We start from the raw sequence: 16,482 nt of genomic DNA on the forward strand, positions 1-16,482 counted from the left end.
CTAACGCTAATGTAGGTCCGCCGCCGGCATCACAAGACCGGCAAATATGCACCCGATTTGTTGACTAAAAGCCCGCGCCTGCTATGTGTCGCGCACCCTTTTCAAGGGCTCTCCCAAGCCCCCAAACCCCCACTTCTGGAGGAACCATGACGTCGCGTGAACAACATGACCGGATGGCCAATGCGATCCGCTTTCTCTCCATGGACGCCGTCGAGAAGGCAAACTCCGGCCATCCCGGCCTGCCCATGGGCTGCGCCGACATCGCCACGGTGCTGTTCACGAAGTTCCTGAAATATGATCCGAAGGCCCCCCATTGGCCCGACCGGGATCGCTTCATCCTGTCGGCCGGCCACGGTTCGATGCTGCTCTATTCGCTGCTGCACCTGACCGGCTACGAGGACATGACGATCGACCAGATCAAGCATTTCCGCCAATTGGGCTCGAAGACCGCCGGCCATCCCGAATACGGCCATGCCACCGGCATAGAGACGACCACCGGCCCGCTCGGCCAGGGTCTGGCCAATTCGGTCGGCTTCGCGCTCGGCGAGCGCATCATGAACGCAGCCTTCGGCAACGACCTCGTCGACCATTACACCTACGTACTGGCCGGTGACGGCTGCCTGATGGAAGGTGTTTCCCAGGAAGCCATCGCGCTTGCCGGCCATCTCAAGCTCAACAAGCTGATCGTCTTCTGGGACAACAACAACATCTCGATCGACGGCCCGGTCTCGCTTGCCGACAACACCGACCAGGTCGCCCGCTTCCAGGCCTCGGGCTGGAACGCCAGCCACATCGACGGCACCGATCCGGAAGCCATCGCCTATGCCATCGAAGCCGCTCGTCACTCCGACAAGCCGACGATGATCGCCTGCAAGACGACCATCGGCTTCGGCGCTCCAACCAAGGCCGGCACCAACAAGGCGCACGGTTCGCCGCTCGGCGCCGACGAGATCGCCGGTGCGCGCAAATTCTTCAACTGGGACTCGCCGCCCTTCGAGATTCCGGCCGACATCCTTGACGCATGGCGCGCCGCCGGTAAAACCGGCGCCAAGCCGCGCACCGACTGGGAGGGACGTCTGGCCAAGGCCGAGCCCAAGTTGAAGGCCGAGTTCGAACGCCGCCTCGCCGGCAAGCTGCCGTCGAATTTCGACGCCGTCATCGCCGACTACAAGAAGAAGCTGTCGGCCGACAAGCCGAAGGTCGCCACCCGCAAATCCTCGGAAATGGCGCTGGAGGTCATCAACGGCGCCGTGCCGGAAACCATAAGCGGCTCCGCCGACCTGACCGGCTCCAACAACACCAAGACCAGCCAGACCAAGAACATTACGCCCGACGATTACGGCCAGCGTTATGTCCACTACGGCATTCGCGAACATGGCATGGCGGCCGCCATCAATGGCTTGACGCTGCATGGCGGCCTCATCGCCTATGGCGGCACCTTCCTGTGCTTCTCCGATTATGCCCGCCCGTCAATGCGTCTTGCTTCGCTGATGGGCATCCGCTCGATCTTCGTCATGACCCATGATTCCATCGGTCTGGGCGAAGACGGCCCGACCCACCAGCCGGTCGAGCATCTGGCGGCATTGCGCGCGATCCCCAACCACAATGTCTTCCGCCCGGCCGACGCGGTCGAAACCGCGGAATGCTGGCAGATCGCCCTGGAGTCGGAAAAGACGCCGTCGACCTTGGCGCTGACCCGCCAGAACCTGCCGACGGTGCGCACCGAATTCTCGGCCAAGAACCTCAGCAGCCAGGGCGCCTATGAGCTGGCCGCCGCCAGCGGCGAGGCGGCGATAACGATCTTCGCCACCGGCTCCGAGGTCGAGATCGCACTTGGCGCGCGCGAGCTGTTGGAAAAGCACGGCCATCCGACCCGCGTCGTCTCGGTTCCCTGCTTCGAACTGTTCGACCAGCAGAGCGACGACTACCGCAAGAAGACGATCGGCAATGCGCCGATCAAGATGGCGATCGAAGCCGGCATCCGCCAGGGATGGGATCATCTGATCGGCTCAGACGGCATCTTCGTCGGCATGACCGGCTTCGGCGCGTCGGGCACGATCGAGCAACTCTATCCGCATTTCGGCATTACCGCCGAGGCCGCGGCCAAGGCGGCGGAAGCCCGCCTGCACGCCAAGTAAGATTCTGGGCCAGTTCGGCGAAACCGCGAAAACGGCTTCGCCGGGCTGGCTCAACTTAATCGATTTAAATCCACGCCAGTGCGGCTGGATTCTTTCTGCTTCCGCCGCTATGAAACTGCAGACCCCTCGTCCGCCCTCCAACTCCCAGGGAGAGAATTATGACCGTCAGAGTTGCCATCAACGGATTTGGCCGCATCGGCCGCAACATCCTGCGCGCTATCCATGAATCCGGCCGCAAGGACATCGACGTCGTCGCCGTCAACGACCTCGGCCCAGTCGAGACCAATGCGCACCTCTTGCGCTATGACAGCGTGCACGGCCGCTTCCCGCATGAAGTCTCGGTATCCGGCGACCAGATCACCGTCGGCAAGGAGACGTTCAAGGTCACCGCGATCAAGGACCCGACGCAGTTGCCGTGGAAGGAACTCGGCATCGACATCGCGCTCGAATGCACCGGCATCTTCACCGCCCGCGACAAGGCAGCGGCACACCTGACCGCCGGCGCCAAGCGCGTCATCGTTTCGGCCCCTGCCGAAGGCGCCGACCTCACCGTGGTCTACGGCATCAACCACGACCAGTTGACCAAGGATCATATCGTCATCTCGAATGCCTCGTGCACCACCAACTGCCTGGCGCCGCTGGCAGCCGTGCTGCACGAAACGGTCGGCATCGAAAAAGGCATGATGACGACGATCCACTCCTACACCGGCGACCAGCCGACGCTGGACACCATGCACAAGGATCTCTACCGCGCCCGCGCCGCCGCGCTGTCGCAGATCCCGACCTCGACCGGTGCCGCCAAGGCGATCGGCCTGGTGCTGCCCGACCTCAAGGGCAAGCTCGACGGCATCTCGATCCGCGTGCCGACCCCGAACGTCTCGGTCGTCGATTTCAAGTTCATCGCCAAGCGGTCGACCACGGTGCAGGAGATCAACGAAGCGGTGATCGCCGCCTCCAACGGCAAGCTCAAGGGCATTCTCGGCGTCACCCATCACCCGAACGTGTCGATCGACTTCAACCACGATCCGCGCTCCTCGATCATGGCGCTCGACCAGACCAAGGTGATGGACGGCAACTTCGTATCGGTGCTGTCCTGGTACGACAATGAATGGGGTTTCTCCAACCGCATGGGCGACACATCGGTCGCCTTCGGCAAGACCATCGCCTGATCACAAAGCTCTCTTTTCGAGACTTGGAACGCCCGGCTTTGCCCGGGCGTTTTTCATGACCGCAGCTTGCGCCTTCCCAAATTGTGTCCCGGGCGCCAAAACATCCGAAAATCAGCGGCATAGGCCAAAAAGCCACCCTGCCGCCTTGCACTGGTCACGTCTTCGCCCCACTCTCTCGCAAAGCAGGAGACAGACGAATTTGAGGGGCTGATTTCAGGATGGAGCATGCTATCTATCTCGTTACGCTGGTCGGCACAGCGCTTGTCGTCGCCGCCGCGTTTTCGAGCCTGATCGCCTTCCGCTTCGGCGCCCCTCTTCTGCTCCTGTTCCTTTGCATTGGCCTCGCCACCGGCACCGACGGTCTCGGCATCCAGTTCGACAATGCCCGCATCGCCTATTTTGCCGGCTCACTGGCGCTGGCCGTCATCCTGTTCGATTCCGGCTTCGGCACGCCGCTCAACGCCTTGCGGCAGGCAGCCGGCCCGGCGTTGTCGCTGGCGACCTTCGGCGTAATTCTGACCACCGGCCTGTTCGGCGCCGCCGCCCACTATCTGCTCGACCTCACCTGGCTGGAATCCTTCCTGCTCGGCGCCGCAGTCGCCTCCACCGATGCGGCCGCCGTGTTCTTCCTGCTGCGTGCCGGCGAGATCAATCTGCGCGAACGCGTGCGCTCGACGCTCGAGGTGGAATCCGGCACCAATGACCCCATCGCCATCTTCCTGACCATCACGCTGGTCGAGATCATCGCCGCTCATGCCAATCCCGAGACCAACGTCCTGGTCACCAGCCTTTTCCTCGGCTTCCTGCTCAACATGGGCCTTGGCGCTGTCGTCGGCGTGCTCGGCGGCCTCGCCATCGTGCGTCTCGTCGACCGGCTCAATCTCGACCATGGCCTGCTGCCGATCTTCGTGCTGACCTTGTCGTTGATGGTCTTTGCCGCCGCCGGCGCCATTGGCGGCTCGGGCTTCCTGGCGGTCTATATCGCCGGCCTCATCTCGGGCAATTCCGATATCCGCGCCGTCACCATCCTCAAGCGCTTCCAGGACGGCATGTCATGGCTGGCACAGATCATCATGTTCCTCATCCTCGGCCTGTTCGCGACGCCCTCGCAATTCCCGGCGATCATGGTGCCGGCGGTGCTGCTCGGCCTGTTCCTGATGTTCGTGGCGCGGCCGGTCGCCGTCTGGCTCTGCCTGATCCCGTTCCGCATGCCGCGCCCCGAAGTCGCCTTCGTCTCGTGGGTCGGCCTGCGCGGCGCGGTGTCGATCCTGCTCGCCATCACCCCGCTGCTCGGCGGGCTGGAAAATGGCCGTGTCATCTTCAACACCGCCTTCATCATCGTGCTGGTGTCCCTGGTCATCCAGGGCTGGACGGTCGGACCGCTGGCGCGCCGCCTCGGTTTGATCGTGCCGGCGCGGCTCGGACCGCTGGACAAGGTCGAGCTGGAATTGCCGGGTTCGGCCCATCACGAGCTTCTCGCCTATCGCGTCGCACCCGGCAGCCCGGTGGCGCGCGGCGAGCGCATCCCACGCTGGGCGCGACCCTCGCTGGTGCTGCGTGACGGCCGTTCGATGCGCTTCCAGGACATGGGCCGGCTCGCCGCCGGCGACCAGGTCTACATTTTCGTCCCGGATCGCTATCCGCGCCTGCTCGACAAGCTGTTCGCCAGCCGTGCCGTGGTCGATCCCGAAGATGCCGATTTCTTCGGCGCCTTCGCCGTCGATCCAGCGCGCCCCGCCGCCGAACTGGAAGCAGCCTATACGCCAGGTCTAACCGAAGCGGAGCAAAAGCTCACCGTTGGCGCGCTGGTCACGGCGCGGCTCGGCGGCCATGCCGAATATGCCGACCGCGTGCTGCTCGGCCCGATAGAACTGATCGTCCGCGACGTCGACGACAAGGGGAAGATCATAGGCCTCGGCCTGTCGTTCGAGCCGACCGCGCCGGTGGCGCGGGTGCCGGTCTTCCTCAGCGCGGGAGAAATCGGCGACCGTCTTTCCGCCTTCATCCGCAATTGGCGCAAGCCGACCGAGGCGCGGGCGGACGAGGCGCGGGCGGACGAGAAACCGGCCCCGGAGCCAGCGCCGGAAAAGGCAGCAACCGAAAGCTGACAAACCCGCTATTGAGCGCTGCCATTCATCCGCCCGCCGGCGCAGGATCGTGCCCACTTCAAAATTTCGGTTCGAGCGCGCCCTAAGCCTTGCATCGTCGCCGATGCGGGGTATGGTCCCCCGGTTTTTCGCGAAAGGAACCCGCATGGCCGCCTTCAAGACACTCGACGATATCGGCAACATCAGCGGCAAGCGCGTGCTGGTGCGCGTCGACCTCAACGTGCCTGTCACTGAGGGCAAAGTCACCGACGCCACCCGCATCGAACGCATCGCACCGACCATCGCCGAGCTATCGGCCAAGGGCGCCAAAGTCATCCTGCTCGCCCATTTCGGCCGACCCAAGGATGGGCCTTCGCCCGAATTCTCGCTGGAGCCGATCGCCAAAGCCACGGCAGAAGTGCTCGGCCGCCCCGTCGGTTTCGCCTCGGATTGCGTCGGCGACACGGCCGGAAGCGCTGTCGCCGCCATGAACAAGGGCGACGTGCTGCTGCTCGAAAACACTCGCTTCTACAAGGCCGAAGAAAAGAATGACCCGGCCTTCACCGAAAAACTCGCCGCCAATGGCGATATCTTCGTCAACGACGCCTTCTCGGCCGCGCACCGCGCGCATTCTTCGACCGAGGGACTGGCGCATCTGTTGCCGGCTTTTGCCGGCCGCACCATGCAAGCCGAGCTTGAGGCGCTGGAGAAAGGTCTGGGAAAACCGGTCCGTCCGGTCGTCGCCATTGTCGGCGGCGCCAAGGTCTCGACCAAGATCGATCTGTTGATGAACCTGGTGAAGAAGGTCGACGCGCTGGTCATCGGCGGCGGCATGGCCAACACCTTCCTCGCCGCGCGCGGCACCGATGTCGGGAAATCGCTGTGCGAGCATGATCTCGCCTCAACCGCCAAGCAGATCATGATCGAGGCGGCCGAGGCCGGCTGCGCCATCATCCTGCCGGTCGACGGCGTCGTCGCCAGGGAGTTCAAGGCGGGCGCGGCCTGCGAGACCGTCGCCATCTCCGATGTGCCGGCCGACGGGATGATCCTCGATGTCGGCGCCAAAACCGTGACGACCATCGGCGAATGGATCGACCGCGCCGCGACACTGGTCTGGAACGGCCCGCTCGGCGCCTTCGAGATCGCGCCCTTCGACCATGCGACGGTGGCGGCGGCCAAGCATGCGGCGTCGCGCACCAAGGTAGGCAAGCTGGTCTCGGTCGCAGGCGGTGGCGATACGGTGGCGGCGCTCAACCACGCCGGCGTCGCCGACGACTTCACCTATGTCTCGACCGCCGGCGGCGCCTTCCTGGAGTGGATGGAAGGCAAGCCGCTGCCCGGCGTCGATGTGTTGAAGCGCTGAGGCTCCGAGGCGATCAACACTCGGAGAGCGAACAAGGCCGCCCGAGGCTTCAATCGATTCGAGCTTTCCGATGCCATTCCTTTGGCGGTAGACTTCCGTTAAGCGCGGAACAACCGTTTCAGGAGAAGCAACAATGAGCGAACGTCTCGAAGACATTGCCGCTGCGATCGTCGCCGATGGCAAGGGCCTGCTGGCCGCCGACGAAAGTTCCGGCACCATCAAGAAGCGCTTCGACGTCATCGGCGTCGAATCGACCGCCGACAGCCGCCGCGACTACCGCGAGATGATGTTCCGCACCAGGGAGGCGATGACCCGCTACATTTCCGGTGTCATCCTCTATGACGAGACCATCCGCCAGAAGGCCGCCGACGGCACGCCGCTGGTCGACATCATCAAGGCCGCCGGCGCCATCCCCGGCATCAAGGTCGATGCCGGCGCCAAGCCGCTGGCCAGGTTTCCCGGCGACACCGTCACCGAAGGCCTCGATGGCCTGCGCGAACGGCTTGCCGACTACTACAAGCTCGGCGCCCGCTTCGCCAAATGGCGCGCGGTGATCGACATCGATATCGCCAAGGGCGTCCCTTCGGCGACCTCGATCGGCTCCAACGCTCATGCGCTCGCCCGCTATGCCGCCCTCTGCCAGGAAGCCGGCATCGTGCCGATCGTCGAACCGGAGGTGCTGATGGACGGCGCCCACGACATCGACACTTGTTACGACATTTCGAAGGCAACGCTGATCAAGCTCTATGACGAGCTCCATGCGGCGCGCGTCGTGCTGGAAGGCACCATCCTGAAGCCCAACATGGTGCTGGCCGGCAGGAAATCGGGCAAGGTGAGCAGCCCCGAAGAAGTCGCCGAAAAAACCATAAAACTGTTCCGCGAGACAGTGCCGGCAGCGGTGCCGGGCATCGCCTTCCTTTCCGGCGGCCAGGAAGACGAAGAGGCGACCGCCAATCTCAACGCCATCAACGCCATCGGGCCGCACCCGTGGAAGCTGACCTTCTCCTATGGTCGCGCGCTGCAGGCCGCGCCACAGAAAGCCTGGAGCGGCAAAGCCTCGAACGTTGCCGCCGGCCAGGCCGCCTTCACCCATCGCGCCCACATGAACCATCTGGCAGCGCTCGGAAAATGGAAAGCGAGCCTGGAACAGGCTGCCTGATCACAGTCCTTTCTTCTTCCTTCGAACCCGGGCCGATGCGCCCGGGTTTTTTGTTTGTGACTTGCAGGGCTTGGGGCGGAGCCTCTCCGTCCTTATTTCCTCTCCGGCGATGTCGGATTGCGCCCATCCCCAACGTCCTTGGGATGACATTCAGGGAGAGGTTCATGCATCGCAACAAGATCGTTTCGCGCGAAGACTGGTTCCAGGCGCACAAGGCACATCTGGCGCGCGAGAAGGAACTGACGCGGCTCCGCGAGCGGATCGCCGCGGAACGGCGTGAACTGCCCTGGCTGAAGATCAGGAAAGACTATGTCTTCGAGACCGAACAAGGGCCAAACAGACTGACCGACCTGTTTGGCACTAACAGCCAGCTGATCGTCTATCATTTCATGTTCGGGCCGGGCTGCACCCATCATTGCGAGGGCTGCTCATTCCTTGCCGACCATATCGACGGCGCCAATCAGCATCTGCGGCATCACGACGTGTCGCTGGTCGTGGTTTCGCGCGCTCCCCTGGCGGAACTTCTGCCTTACAAGCAGCGCATGGGCTGGAAGTTCGACTGGGTGTCGTCCTATGCCTCGGATTTCAACTTCGACATGCAGGTCTCCTTCACCGACAAGCAGATCGCCGACGGCTGCACCACCTACAATTTCGAGACCCGTCCACGGACATCGAAGGAGCTTCCCGGCACCAGCGTCTTCTACAGGGACGAGGCCGGCGACATCTTCCTCACCTTCATGTCGCGCGCCCGCGGCGGCGAGGCGCAGATCGGCGCCTACGACTATCTCGACATGACGCCGAAGGGCCGCAACGAGAACGGCCCCTATCACGGCCTGATGGATTGGGTGCGGCTGCACGACGAATATCAGGGCAAGCAGGCGGGGCAGGCGAGTTGCTGCGATTGAAGATCGTTCCCGTCGGCCAAAACATGCGCTAAGGCTGCCGCTGATCGTTTAACGGTACTGCCATGCGCTTCCCGGCCCTACTCACCTGGCTCGCCTTCCCGGTCTATATCTGGCAAGGCCTCGGCGTGCGACGCCGCACCACGCGCATGCTGCCGGCGCAAGGGCCGGTCATGCACGAAATATCAGGCACAGCACCGGAAATCTCGCTTCTGGTGCTGGGCGATTCCTCCGCCGCTTCGGTCGGCATCGGCAATTCGGAAGACGGACTTGCCGCGCAACTCGCCGTGCTGATTTCACAAAGCACCGGCCGCGCCGTGCGCTGGCGGGCGGCCGGCTTCAATTCGGCAACGTCCGGCCAGATCCGCGACCATGTGCTGCCCAATCTGTCGGCCGATCCGTGGACGCATATCGTGCTGGCCATCGGCACCAACGACACCAAGAATTTTCACTCCGTGCCGCGCTTCAAGAAGGAGTTCGGTGGCCTGCTCTACGGCCTGCGCGCCAAATGGCCGGAAGCGCGCGTGGTGTGGTCGCCGGTGCTGGAGTTCACGCGGGCGCCAGCCATGCCGCCGCTGCTCGGAAAGATCCTTGAGATCCGCGCCACCGACATGAACCGGATGGGCGAACGCCTTTGCCTGGAGCGCGGCGCGGTGCCGGCGTCGCGCCTGCCGATCACCAATCCGGAAGCCGGCTTTGCCTCGGACGGCTTTCACGCCTCGGAAGCAGGCTACCGGGCCTGGGCCGAGCATCTGGTCGGCCCGGTGCTTGGCAATTGAGCAGCGACGACAAGTGCCGTCCTACGTCAAATGCCCGAGCACGGCCGCCAGTGAAATCGCGGCCATGGCGAGCAGTGCCAGCTTCCAGAAATCACCGCGTCGCTTGAGGCCTGGCCAGCCAAGCGGCTTGATCAGTTGAATGACCATGAAACCGGCGATGACAAGGGCGAGGAATTTCGTCATGCCGCCTTTGACCAGCAACGCGCCCGGCTGTCAAAGCACGTCGTTCATTGCCTGAGAAAGAACGGACGCCGAGATCCCGAACCGGAACGCGGCGCCCTTTGACCGGCAAACGATCTACTTCAGCGGCTTGAGGCCAGCCTCGATCGAAGCGCGCTTCGGTTCGAGGAATGGCGGCAGGGCGAGGCTTTCCCCCAGCGTTTCCAGCGGCTCGTCGGCGGTGAACCCCGGACCGTCGGTTGCGATCTCGAACAGGATGCCGTTCGGCTCGCGGAAGTAGAGCGAACGGAAATAATAGCGCTCGACCTCGCCGCTCGACGGCAGCCGGAACTCGGCCAGCCGCGCCGTCCATTGATGCAGCGTTTCCTGGTCCGGCGCCCTGAAGGCAACATGGTGAACCGCACCGGCACCTTGCCGTGCCGGCGCCAGTCCCGGCTGCACCAGGACATGCAGCTCCGCCGCCGGCCCGCCCTCGCCCATTTCGAAGACGTGAACCTGGCCCTCCGGCGAGGCATAGTCGCGCGCCTTGCGCATGTTCATCACCGTGGTCACCACCGCCTCGGTGTTGGTGATGTCGGGAACGCTGATGACGATCGGCCCGAGCCCGCGGATCTGGTGCTCGACCGGTACCGGGCTTTGCGCCCAGGGATGGCTGCCGCCCTTGCCGCCATCGCTGACCAGGCGCAGACGCTGGCCCTCGGGATCTTCGAAGTCCAGTGACGCATAACCGCCGATGTCGCCGATCTCTCCTGTTGCCAGGCCTTCGTCGGTCAAGTGTTGCTTCCACCAGGCAAGGCTCTCCTGGCTGCCGACCCTGAGGCTGGTCCGCACGATGCTGTGCGTGCCGCGCCGCTCGCGGCCGACCGGCCAGTCGAAGAAGGTAAGGTCGGTGCCCGGTGTCGCTTCGCCGTCGGCATAGAAGAGGTGGTAGGCCGAGGTGTCGTCCTGGTTTACGGTCTTCTTGACCAGCCGCAGACCCAGCACCTTCGTATAAAAATGAAGATTGCCAGGCGCATTGGCGGTGATGGCGGTCAGATGGTGGATACCTGTCAGTTGCAAGCTCATCGTCGTCTCCCTGCTGTTGGGGAAGAATTTTCTCCCTCCATATCAGAACTGCGGCCACCCCGCTGAAGGCCTCGTATTCCGACAGTCCGTCGCCGGAAACTGAACAGCGGCGCCCAGAGCACGTCCTCGCTATGAACAATCGGAAGTCGCGAACCTGCCTTCGGCACCGTTCTATGCGGCGAAAAGCGATGCCTTGCCTGCGGCGCGCGCACTGGTCGCAACTATCGTCTCGCGCCTGACATCCTCCTGACAGACTGCTGTCAGGAGGGGTATGCGATAGTACCTCCATACAGAGAGAGGAGACTGGCCATGAACGGTTACACCATTCTGCGCGGCATGCAGCACTATGTCGGCAAGATCCGCACGATGCGCAACGAGATCCGCACCCAGCGGTTCATGAACTCGCTGCCGGCGGATATTCGCAAGGATATCGGCTGGCCGGACACGTATGCGGACCGTGGCCCTCGCGGCAATTGAAGCCAATTTTTCGACCCGGCGATTGGATGTGGGCGCGTCAACGCCCAGATAACAGGTCCGGTGCGTGAGGATGGGAGCGAGCTTATGCCCGAACAGAAGACGATCGGTTTCCTTTTCATCGAAGGTTTTGCCGACTGGGAGTATGGGCTGCTGGCGGCCTCGGCGGTCGAATGGTTCGGCGCCCGTGCCGTGTCGCTGACGCCTGATGGCAACCCAGTGGCCGGGATCAGCGGCTTTCGGCTGACGCCCGATCGATCGGCCGGGGCGGATGAGAATGACGATCTCGACGCCATCGCCGTCATCGGCTCCGATGAGTGGGCCGGCAAGGCACCGCCCGATGTTGCCGATCTGCTCAATGCTGTTGCATCGCGCGGCGGCGTGGTCGGCGGCATCTGCGCCGGCACGCTGGCGCTAGCCCGCGCCGGCCTGTTCGAGAAGGCCAGGCATACGAGCAATGGCCGCGACTGGATCAATGGTCATGAGGCCGGCTATGCCGGCGACAACCTCTATCAGGATGTGCCGCATGCCATGACCGACGGCAAAATTGTTTCCGCGCCAGGCTCGGCGCCGGGCACCTTCGCGCTCGCCTTTCTGAAGACGCTCTACCCCGAAAGAGGCAGCGATCTCGCTCGGATGCGAACGCTGTTTGCCAAGGAGTATGCCGAAGCCTCCTGACAGTATGCTGTCAGGAGGGCCGTGCAATGGTGCCAGCTTAGGGCACCCGTGCATCGGCGGTCGAAAGGACGATCGATGAAGAGTTGGAACGACAGACTGAGCACACCAGGCATCAACGGCGTCAAGCCGACGCCGCGCACGATGGCCGATGTCGTCGAAGGCCAGCCTATGCTGGTGCCGACGGCGCGCCAGGTCGATGATTTCATCCGCTCGATTCCCGAAGGCGTCGAGATGGATGTGCGTGCGCTGCGTACAGCACTTGCCGTCGAGCATGGCGCCGAAGTGACATGCCCGGTCACCATAGGCTATCATCTGCGCACTGTTGCCGAAGCCGCCAACGAGGACCTCCGGCGCGGCATGACGCCGAGTGACGTGGCACCGTTCTGGCGCGTGCTCGATGCGAAAACGCCGACGACGAAGAAATTGTCCTTCGGCGCGGAGTTCGTCGCCGCGCAGCGCAAGCGCGAAGGGCTGAAACCATGGGGCATGCCGCCCAAAAGTGTTCTGCGGTTTTGGGATAACGGCATGCGCGAAAACACGATGCATGCCACCCAGAGGTGGACCGGTTTCGGGCGGCATGCGTAGAGACAACGCCGAGGGACCATACGATGCGCCGCGCCGACAGGCTCTTCCAGATCGTGCAGCATCTGCGCGGTGGCCGATTGGTCACCGCCCAGAAGCTCGGCACGTGGCTCGAAGTTTCCGAGCGAACCATCTATCGCGACATTGCCGATTTGCAGTCGACCGGAGTGCCGATCGACGGCGAGGCCGGCGTTGGCTACATGATGAGGGAGGGTTTCGACCTTCCGCCGCTGATGTTCACGCGTGACGAGATCGTCGCGCTGGTCGCCGGCGCCCGCATGGTGCGTGCCTTTGGCGGTGCCGCCATGGCGCGGGCCGCCGACGAAGCGCTGGTCAAGATCGGCGCCGTATTGCCCGATGCGGAGAAAGACCGCATCGCCCGCACCGAGATCCACACACCGATGTGGGTGGTCAGCGACGCCGCCCGCGAGGCGATCGACCTGATCGAGCGCGCGGTCGAAAAGCGCCAGGTGCTGACCATCGACTATTCCGACGAGGCCGGCCGCGGCACCGCCCGCGATATCCGCCCGCTCGGCCTGTGGTTCTGGGGCAAGGTGTGGACGCTGGTCGCCTGGTGCGAGATGCGCGACGATTTCCGCGCCTTCCGCATCGATCGCATCGCCTCGGTGGTGATCGCCGGCCGCATCTTCAAGCCGGAGCGCGGCAAGCAACTTGCCGACTTCTACCGCGCAGTGGAGCGCAGCGAGGACTATGGCATGGCGCCGGATCGCGCCGCGCGCAGCTGAGACCTGGCGCAGCTACAAAAAAGCCCGCTCGAAGCGGGCTTTTTCTTGGAATATCAGACAACCTCACTCGTCGTCGTCATTGTCCGTGTTCTTCGACTTCAAGGCCGAGAGCTTGGCGAACACGGCGTTGGCGTCGAGTTCGGCGTCCTCGTCCTTCGGCTTCTCGGGAGCCGGCACCAGCCGCTCGGTCAGGGCCGCCGGCAGCAGCGTGTCGCCCACCGGCTGCGCCTGTTCGCGGCCGCGCGAGGCGCGGTTGACTTCCATGTCGAGGTCGATCTGCGAGGCGAGACCCAGCGTCACCGGGTCCATCGGCTGCAGATTGGCTGAGTTCCAGTGCTTGCGCTCGCGGATCTGTTCGATCGTCGACTTGGTGGTGCCGACGAGGCGCGAGATCTGCGCGTCCTTGAGCTCGGGATGGTTGCGCACCAGCCACAGAATCGCGTTCGGCCGGTCCTGGCGCTTCGACAGCGGCGTGTAGCGCGGACCCTTGCGCTTGGATTCGGGCACCCGCACCTTGGGGTCCGAAAGCTTCAGGCGCTGGTTCGGATCCTTCTCGGCACGGGCGATCTCGTCGCGGGTCAGCTGTCCGGTCATGATCGGGTCCATGCCCTTGATGCCTTGCGCCGCTTCGCCGTCGGCGATTGCCTTGACCTCGAGCGGGTGCAGTCCGCAGAACTGCGCGATCTGCTCGAAGGAAAGTGCGGTATTGTCGACCAGCCAGACGGCGGTCGCCTTGGGCATCAGCAGCGTATTGGCCATTTTTACAAATCCTTCTCGTTCGCCCGCGTTCCCGCGCGGGCGGTGGTTTAGAGCCACCAAAATGGGAAATTCGCGGTCTGTATAACCGCTCTCGGGTCCTTTCGCAACGTTTTTGGAGCAAAGACCGCACCGCGTGCGCTGCGCGCTCCCAAGACCGCCAGATCGCCCGGAGCGCGGCCGCCCCCTGTTCGATGGACGGCGCAAAAATCGCGCATCAGCTTTCCGGCCTGTCGGTAATCGGCCCGACAGCTCCACCTTATCCCGGTTCGAATGTCTCGAAACGGGTGCCGGTCCAGTTGTCATCCAGGTTCAGTAGAACGGCGAATATGGCTCCAGCTCCGCTCGCGTGAAGATGGAAATGGGGTGGTCAATTCGCGCGACAACGCCGGCCCCCAAATTGATGCCCGTCCCATCGCAAACACTAAAGACTTTCGACCGCGTTCCGATCAGCACATGGACCGGTTTTCCTGCCTGGACGGGGTATGTACTGTTGTGAATGAAAAGGACCCCGCTCGCTTGTAGCGTGTCGTGCGCATTGCCGTTGCTGCTCGAAATTTCGACGTAGTCGCGACCTGCGAATGAATTGTTCGTCCAGATGCCGACAACTCCTTCCACCGAGAGCCAACCATTCGCCCAGCCGTCCGCATCGCGCGGATAGTATTGTCTGAACAGGCGATAGGTCACGCGGTCCGATAGCCAGAAAACCGTCACGTAACCGTCCATGTCCGGCACATAGGTGAACCAGATGCCGGTCTCGCTCGTGGCGCGCAGGCCATCCGAATCGTATGGATCCAGATTGTTGGAACTGACGAAATCCATTGAGAGCGGTACCGGATCGGTCACGGCATGATCGTAGAGTTGGGTGAGCGTCCACCGTCCATTATAGTTGAACCACTTGTCGAAGTAGGTTCCTCGATCGACCGTGTTCAGGTCGATCCTCTGCAATTCCCCCCGTTCGACCGGGCCAAAAGGAACGGGCCCCAGGTCCGGTATGTCGAGGCGTGGTATCATAACCGTGCTGGTCGCCGGTCGTTGCGACAATCTGCCTAGATCGAGCAAGGATCCTGTTTTGCCAACCGCCGATCGCACGTTCCGCGCAATCAGGTCCGCCCGATAGTCCCGCCAATAGTGCCCAGACCGGATCTTTTCGAACGCGACCATCTCTTCGATCAGATGGTCGACGTCTTTGACGGAACGTCTTGTCTTGGAAAGGAAGGCGTTCTGCTTGCCAAGCAATTTCTCTCGCGCCTTGGCCTCGCCTTCCAGAAGATCCGTATCGAATGGCAGTTTACATCCCTGTGTTGGGACAAAACCGCTTTCATGCTTCGTGTGAAAATCCACCTTTGACTTGACCATGCGGCCTCCAGCAGTTTCTTGCCATTACCGTGGTGACAGTGCGCTTCTTGCTACTCGCCACCTGTCGCCGTCAGAACTTCACGGCAAGATCGACCTTGGCGCCCTGGTCGACCGTGCCGCCGCCGAATTGGCCGGTATAGGACAAGCCGAGCGTCGCGTTGGCCGACATGTTGAAGTCGAGGCCGGCCTCGATGACGGCGCTGTCCCTGGCGATCGGCACCCCGGCGATGGTGAAGGCGTCGCCGCCAGCGAAGGCGAAGGTCGAGGTCGGCGTGACGTCGCCGAAGGCATGACGCCAGCCGAGCATGCCGCGCGCGGTGACGTTGATGCCGCTGAGCGCGAAATCGGTCGAACCGCGCAGGCCGAGCGTGGTGAAGGTCGCATCGGTGGACGTACCGGCGCTGGTCAGTGCCGCATCGCCACCGTCTTCGGTGAAGCCGTCGGTATGGACACTGACATAGGCCAGATTGGCGAACGGCTCGAACTTGAATTGTCCGGCATCGGCCTTGTAGGCGAGTTCGCCGAACACCTGCGCAGTGCCGGCATCGTAGTCGGCCGACAACCCATCCGTGAAACCGTTGAAAGCAACCGAGCGTTTGGTCGAGAGACTGCTCCAGGAGTAGGCGGCACCGGTGCGGAAAGCGATGGCGCCCCAATTGGTGCCACCATAGAGGCCGAGATGATAGCTGTCGCTCTTGCCCGAAGAATTGCGATCGTCGGAATCGAAGCTCGAATGGCTGTAGCCGCCGAGCAGACCGACACGCCAGCCGCCCACCAGCGTGTCGGCGCCCGCCAGCAGGCCCCCCGTCGAACGATCGAAGGCAGCAGCGTTGCCGTCGCTGTCGGTNTTGCCCCAGGACCCGAAAGCCTGGCCCCAGACGGCAAAGCGATCAGTATCGGCGGCAACCATTTCAGGGCCACCATCGCCATAGGCCATGACCGGCAAAGCAGCGGTGCTGCCGTCGCCGAAAGCGGCGCGGATACGAGAAGTGGCCGCATCGCGGACGAAGCGGCTGTCCTCGACCAGCATGCCCTTGGCCGAGGC

The 16,482-nt window shown here is 63.3% G+C and carries 16 protein-coding genes; 11 read left to right on the forward strand and 5 right to left on the reverse strand.

From position 1 onward, the window contains the following. Window positions 1-146: 146 nt before the first annotated feature. From tkt to M729_RS0124515, 7 genes are all read left to right on the forward strand, one after another. Complete coding sequence (gene tkt / locus M729_RS0124485; RefSeq protein WP_013529250.1) at window positions 147-2,138, forward strand: transketolase; 1,992 nt, start codon at window positions 147-149, stop codon at window positions 2,136-2,138. Window positions 2,139-2,296: 158 nt separating this feature from the next. Further along, window positions 2,297-3,307 carry a type I glyceraldehyde-3-phosphate dehydrogenase gene (gene gap, locus M729_RS0124490; protein WP_013529249.1) on the forward strand — a complete coding sequence of 337 codons (1,011 nt, stop codon included), beginning with the start codon at window positions 2,297-2,299 and terminating at the stop codon, window positions 3,305-3,307. 218 nt (window positions 3,308-3,525) lie between these two features. After that, complete coding sequence (locus M729_RS0124495; protein ID WP_027163166.1) at window positions 3,526-5,415, forward strand: potassium/proton antiporter; 1,890 nt, start codon at window positions 3,526-3,528, stop codon at window positions 5,413-5,415. Window positions 5,416-5,560: 145 nt separating this feature from the next. Beyond that, entirely contained in the window at window positions 5,561-6,757 is a 1,197-nt protein-coding gene (locus M729_RS0124500; RefSeq protein ID WP_027163167.1) for a phosphoglycerate kinase, read from the forward strand. Between the two features lie 133 nt (window positions 6,758-6,890). Beyond that, window positions 6,891-7,916 carry a class I fructose-bisphosphate aldolase gene (locus M729_RS0124505; RefSeq protein ID WP_024502995.1) on the forward strand — a complete coding sequence of 342 codons (1,026 nt, stop codon included), beginning with the start codon at window positions 6,891-6,893 and terminating at the stop codon, window positions 7,914-7,916. 164 nt (window positions 7,917-8,080) lie between these two features. Then, on the forward strand, window positions 8,081-8,821 hold the full coding sequence (locus tag M729_RS0124510; protein ID WP_027163168.1) for a thioredoxin family protein: 741 nt from the start codon (window positions 8,081-8,083) through the stop codon (window positions 8,819-8,821). Window positions 8,822-8,883: 62 nt separating this feature from the next. After that, the gene (locus M729_RS0124515) at window positions 8,884-9,597 is read left to right on the forward strand and encodes an SGNH/GDSL hydrolase family protein (RefSeq protein WP_027163169.1); all 714 of its coding nucleotides are present in this window, start codon (window positions 8,884-8,886) and stop codon (window positions 9,595-9,597) included. 21 nt (window positions 9,598-9,618) lie between these two features. Here the strand turns inward: M729_RS0124515 and M729_RS01000000135690 are convergent, their stop codons facing one another. Then, on the reverse strand, window positions 9,619-9,780 hold the full coding sequence (locus M729_RS01000000135690; RefSeq protein WP_013529243.1) for a hypothetical protein: 162 nt from the start codon (window positions 9,778-9,780) through the stop codon (window positions 9,619-9,621). Between the two features lie 114 nt (window positions 9,781-9,894). After that, window positions 9,895-10,842 (reverse strand): ring-cleaving dioxygenase, encoded by a 948-nt coding sequence (locus M729_RS0124525; RefSeq protein WP_013529242.1) that lies wholly within the window; start codon window positions 10,840-10,842, stop codon window positions 9,895-9,897. Between the two features lie 309 nt (window positions 10,843-11,151). On the opposite strand from M729_RS0124525, the gene M729_RS1000000137615 reads away from it, so the two are divergent. The 4 genes from M729_RS1000000137615 to M729_RS0124545 all read left to right on the forward strand — a co-directional run bounded on the left by M729_RS1000000137615 (window position 11,152) and on the right by M729_RS0124545 (window position 13,322). Continuing rightward, window positions 11,152-11,319 (forward strand): hypothetical protein, encoded by a 168-nt coding sequence (locus M729_RS1000000137615; RefSeq protein WP_084652706.1) that lies wholly within the window; start codon window positions 11,152-11,154, stop codon window positions 11,317-11,319. A gap of 84 nt (window positions 11,320-11,403) precedes the next feature. Next, window positions 11,404-11,994: a DJ-1/PfpI family protein gene (locus M729_RS0124535; RefSeq protein WP_027163170.1), complete on the forward strand. Its 591-nt coding sequence runs from the start codon at window positions 11,404-11,406 to the stop codon at window positions 11,992-11,994. Between the two features lie 75 nt (window positions 11,995-12,069). After that, entirely contained in the window at window positions 12,070-12,579 is a 510-nt protein-coding gene (locus M729_RS01000000135695; RefSeq protein WP_245267625.1) for a hypothetical protein, read from the forward strand. A gap of 23 nt (window positions 12,580-12,602) precedes the next feature. Beyond that, window positions 12,603-13,322, forward strand: a complete 720-nt coding sequence (locus M729_RS0124545; protein WP_013529238.1) for a YafY family protein — start codon at window positions 12,603-12,605, stop codon at window positions 13,320-13,322. 63 nt (window positions 13,323-13,385) lie between these two features. On the opposite strand, the gene M729_RS0124550 is transcribed toward M729_RS0124545, so the two are convergent. From M729_RS0124550 to M729_RS0124560, 3 genes are all read right to left on the reverse strand, one after another. After that, on the reverse strand, window positions 13,386-14,081 hold the full coding sequence (locus M729_RS0124550) for a DUF1013 domain-containing protein (protein ID WP_013529237.1): 696 nt from the start codon (window positions 14,079-14,081) through the stop codon (window positions 13,386-13,388). A gap of 309 nt (window positions 14,082-14,390) precedes the next feature. Next, entirely contained in the window at window positions 14,391-15,437 is a 1,047-nt protein-coding gene (locus M729_RS0124555) for a hypothetical protein (RefSeq protein WP_027163171.1), read from the reverse strand. 70 nt (window positions 15,438-15,507) lie between these two features. Continuing rightward, on the reverse strand, window positions 15,508-16,482 hold a 975-nt coding region (locus tag M729_RS0124560; RefSeq protein WP_027163172.1), incomplete at its 5' end, for an autotransporter domain-containing protein.

The organism is Mesorhizobium sp. WSM1293, from assembly GCF_000513875.1.
In the GTDB taxonomy this organism is placed as follows: Bacteria; Pseudomonadota; Alphaproteobacteria; order Rhizobiales; family Rhizobiaceae; genus Mesorhizobium; species Mesorhizobium ciceri.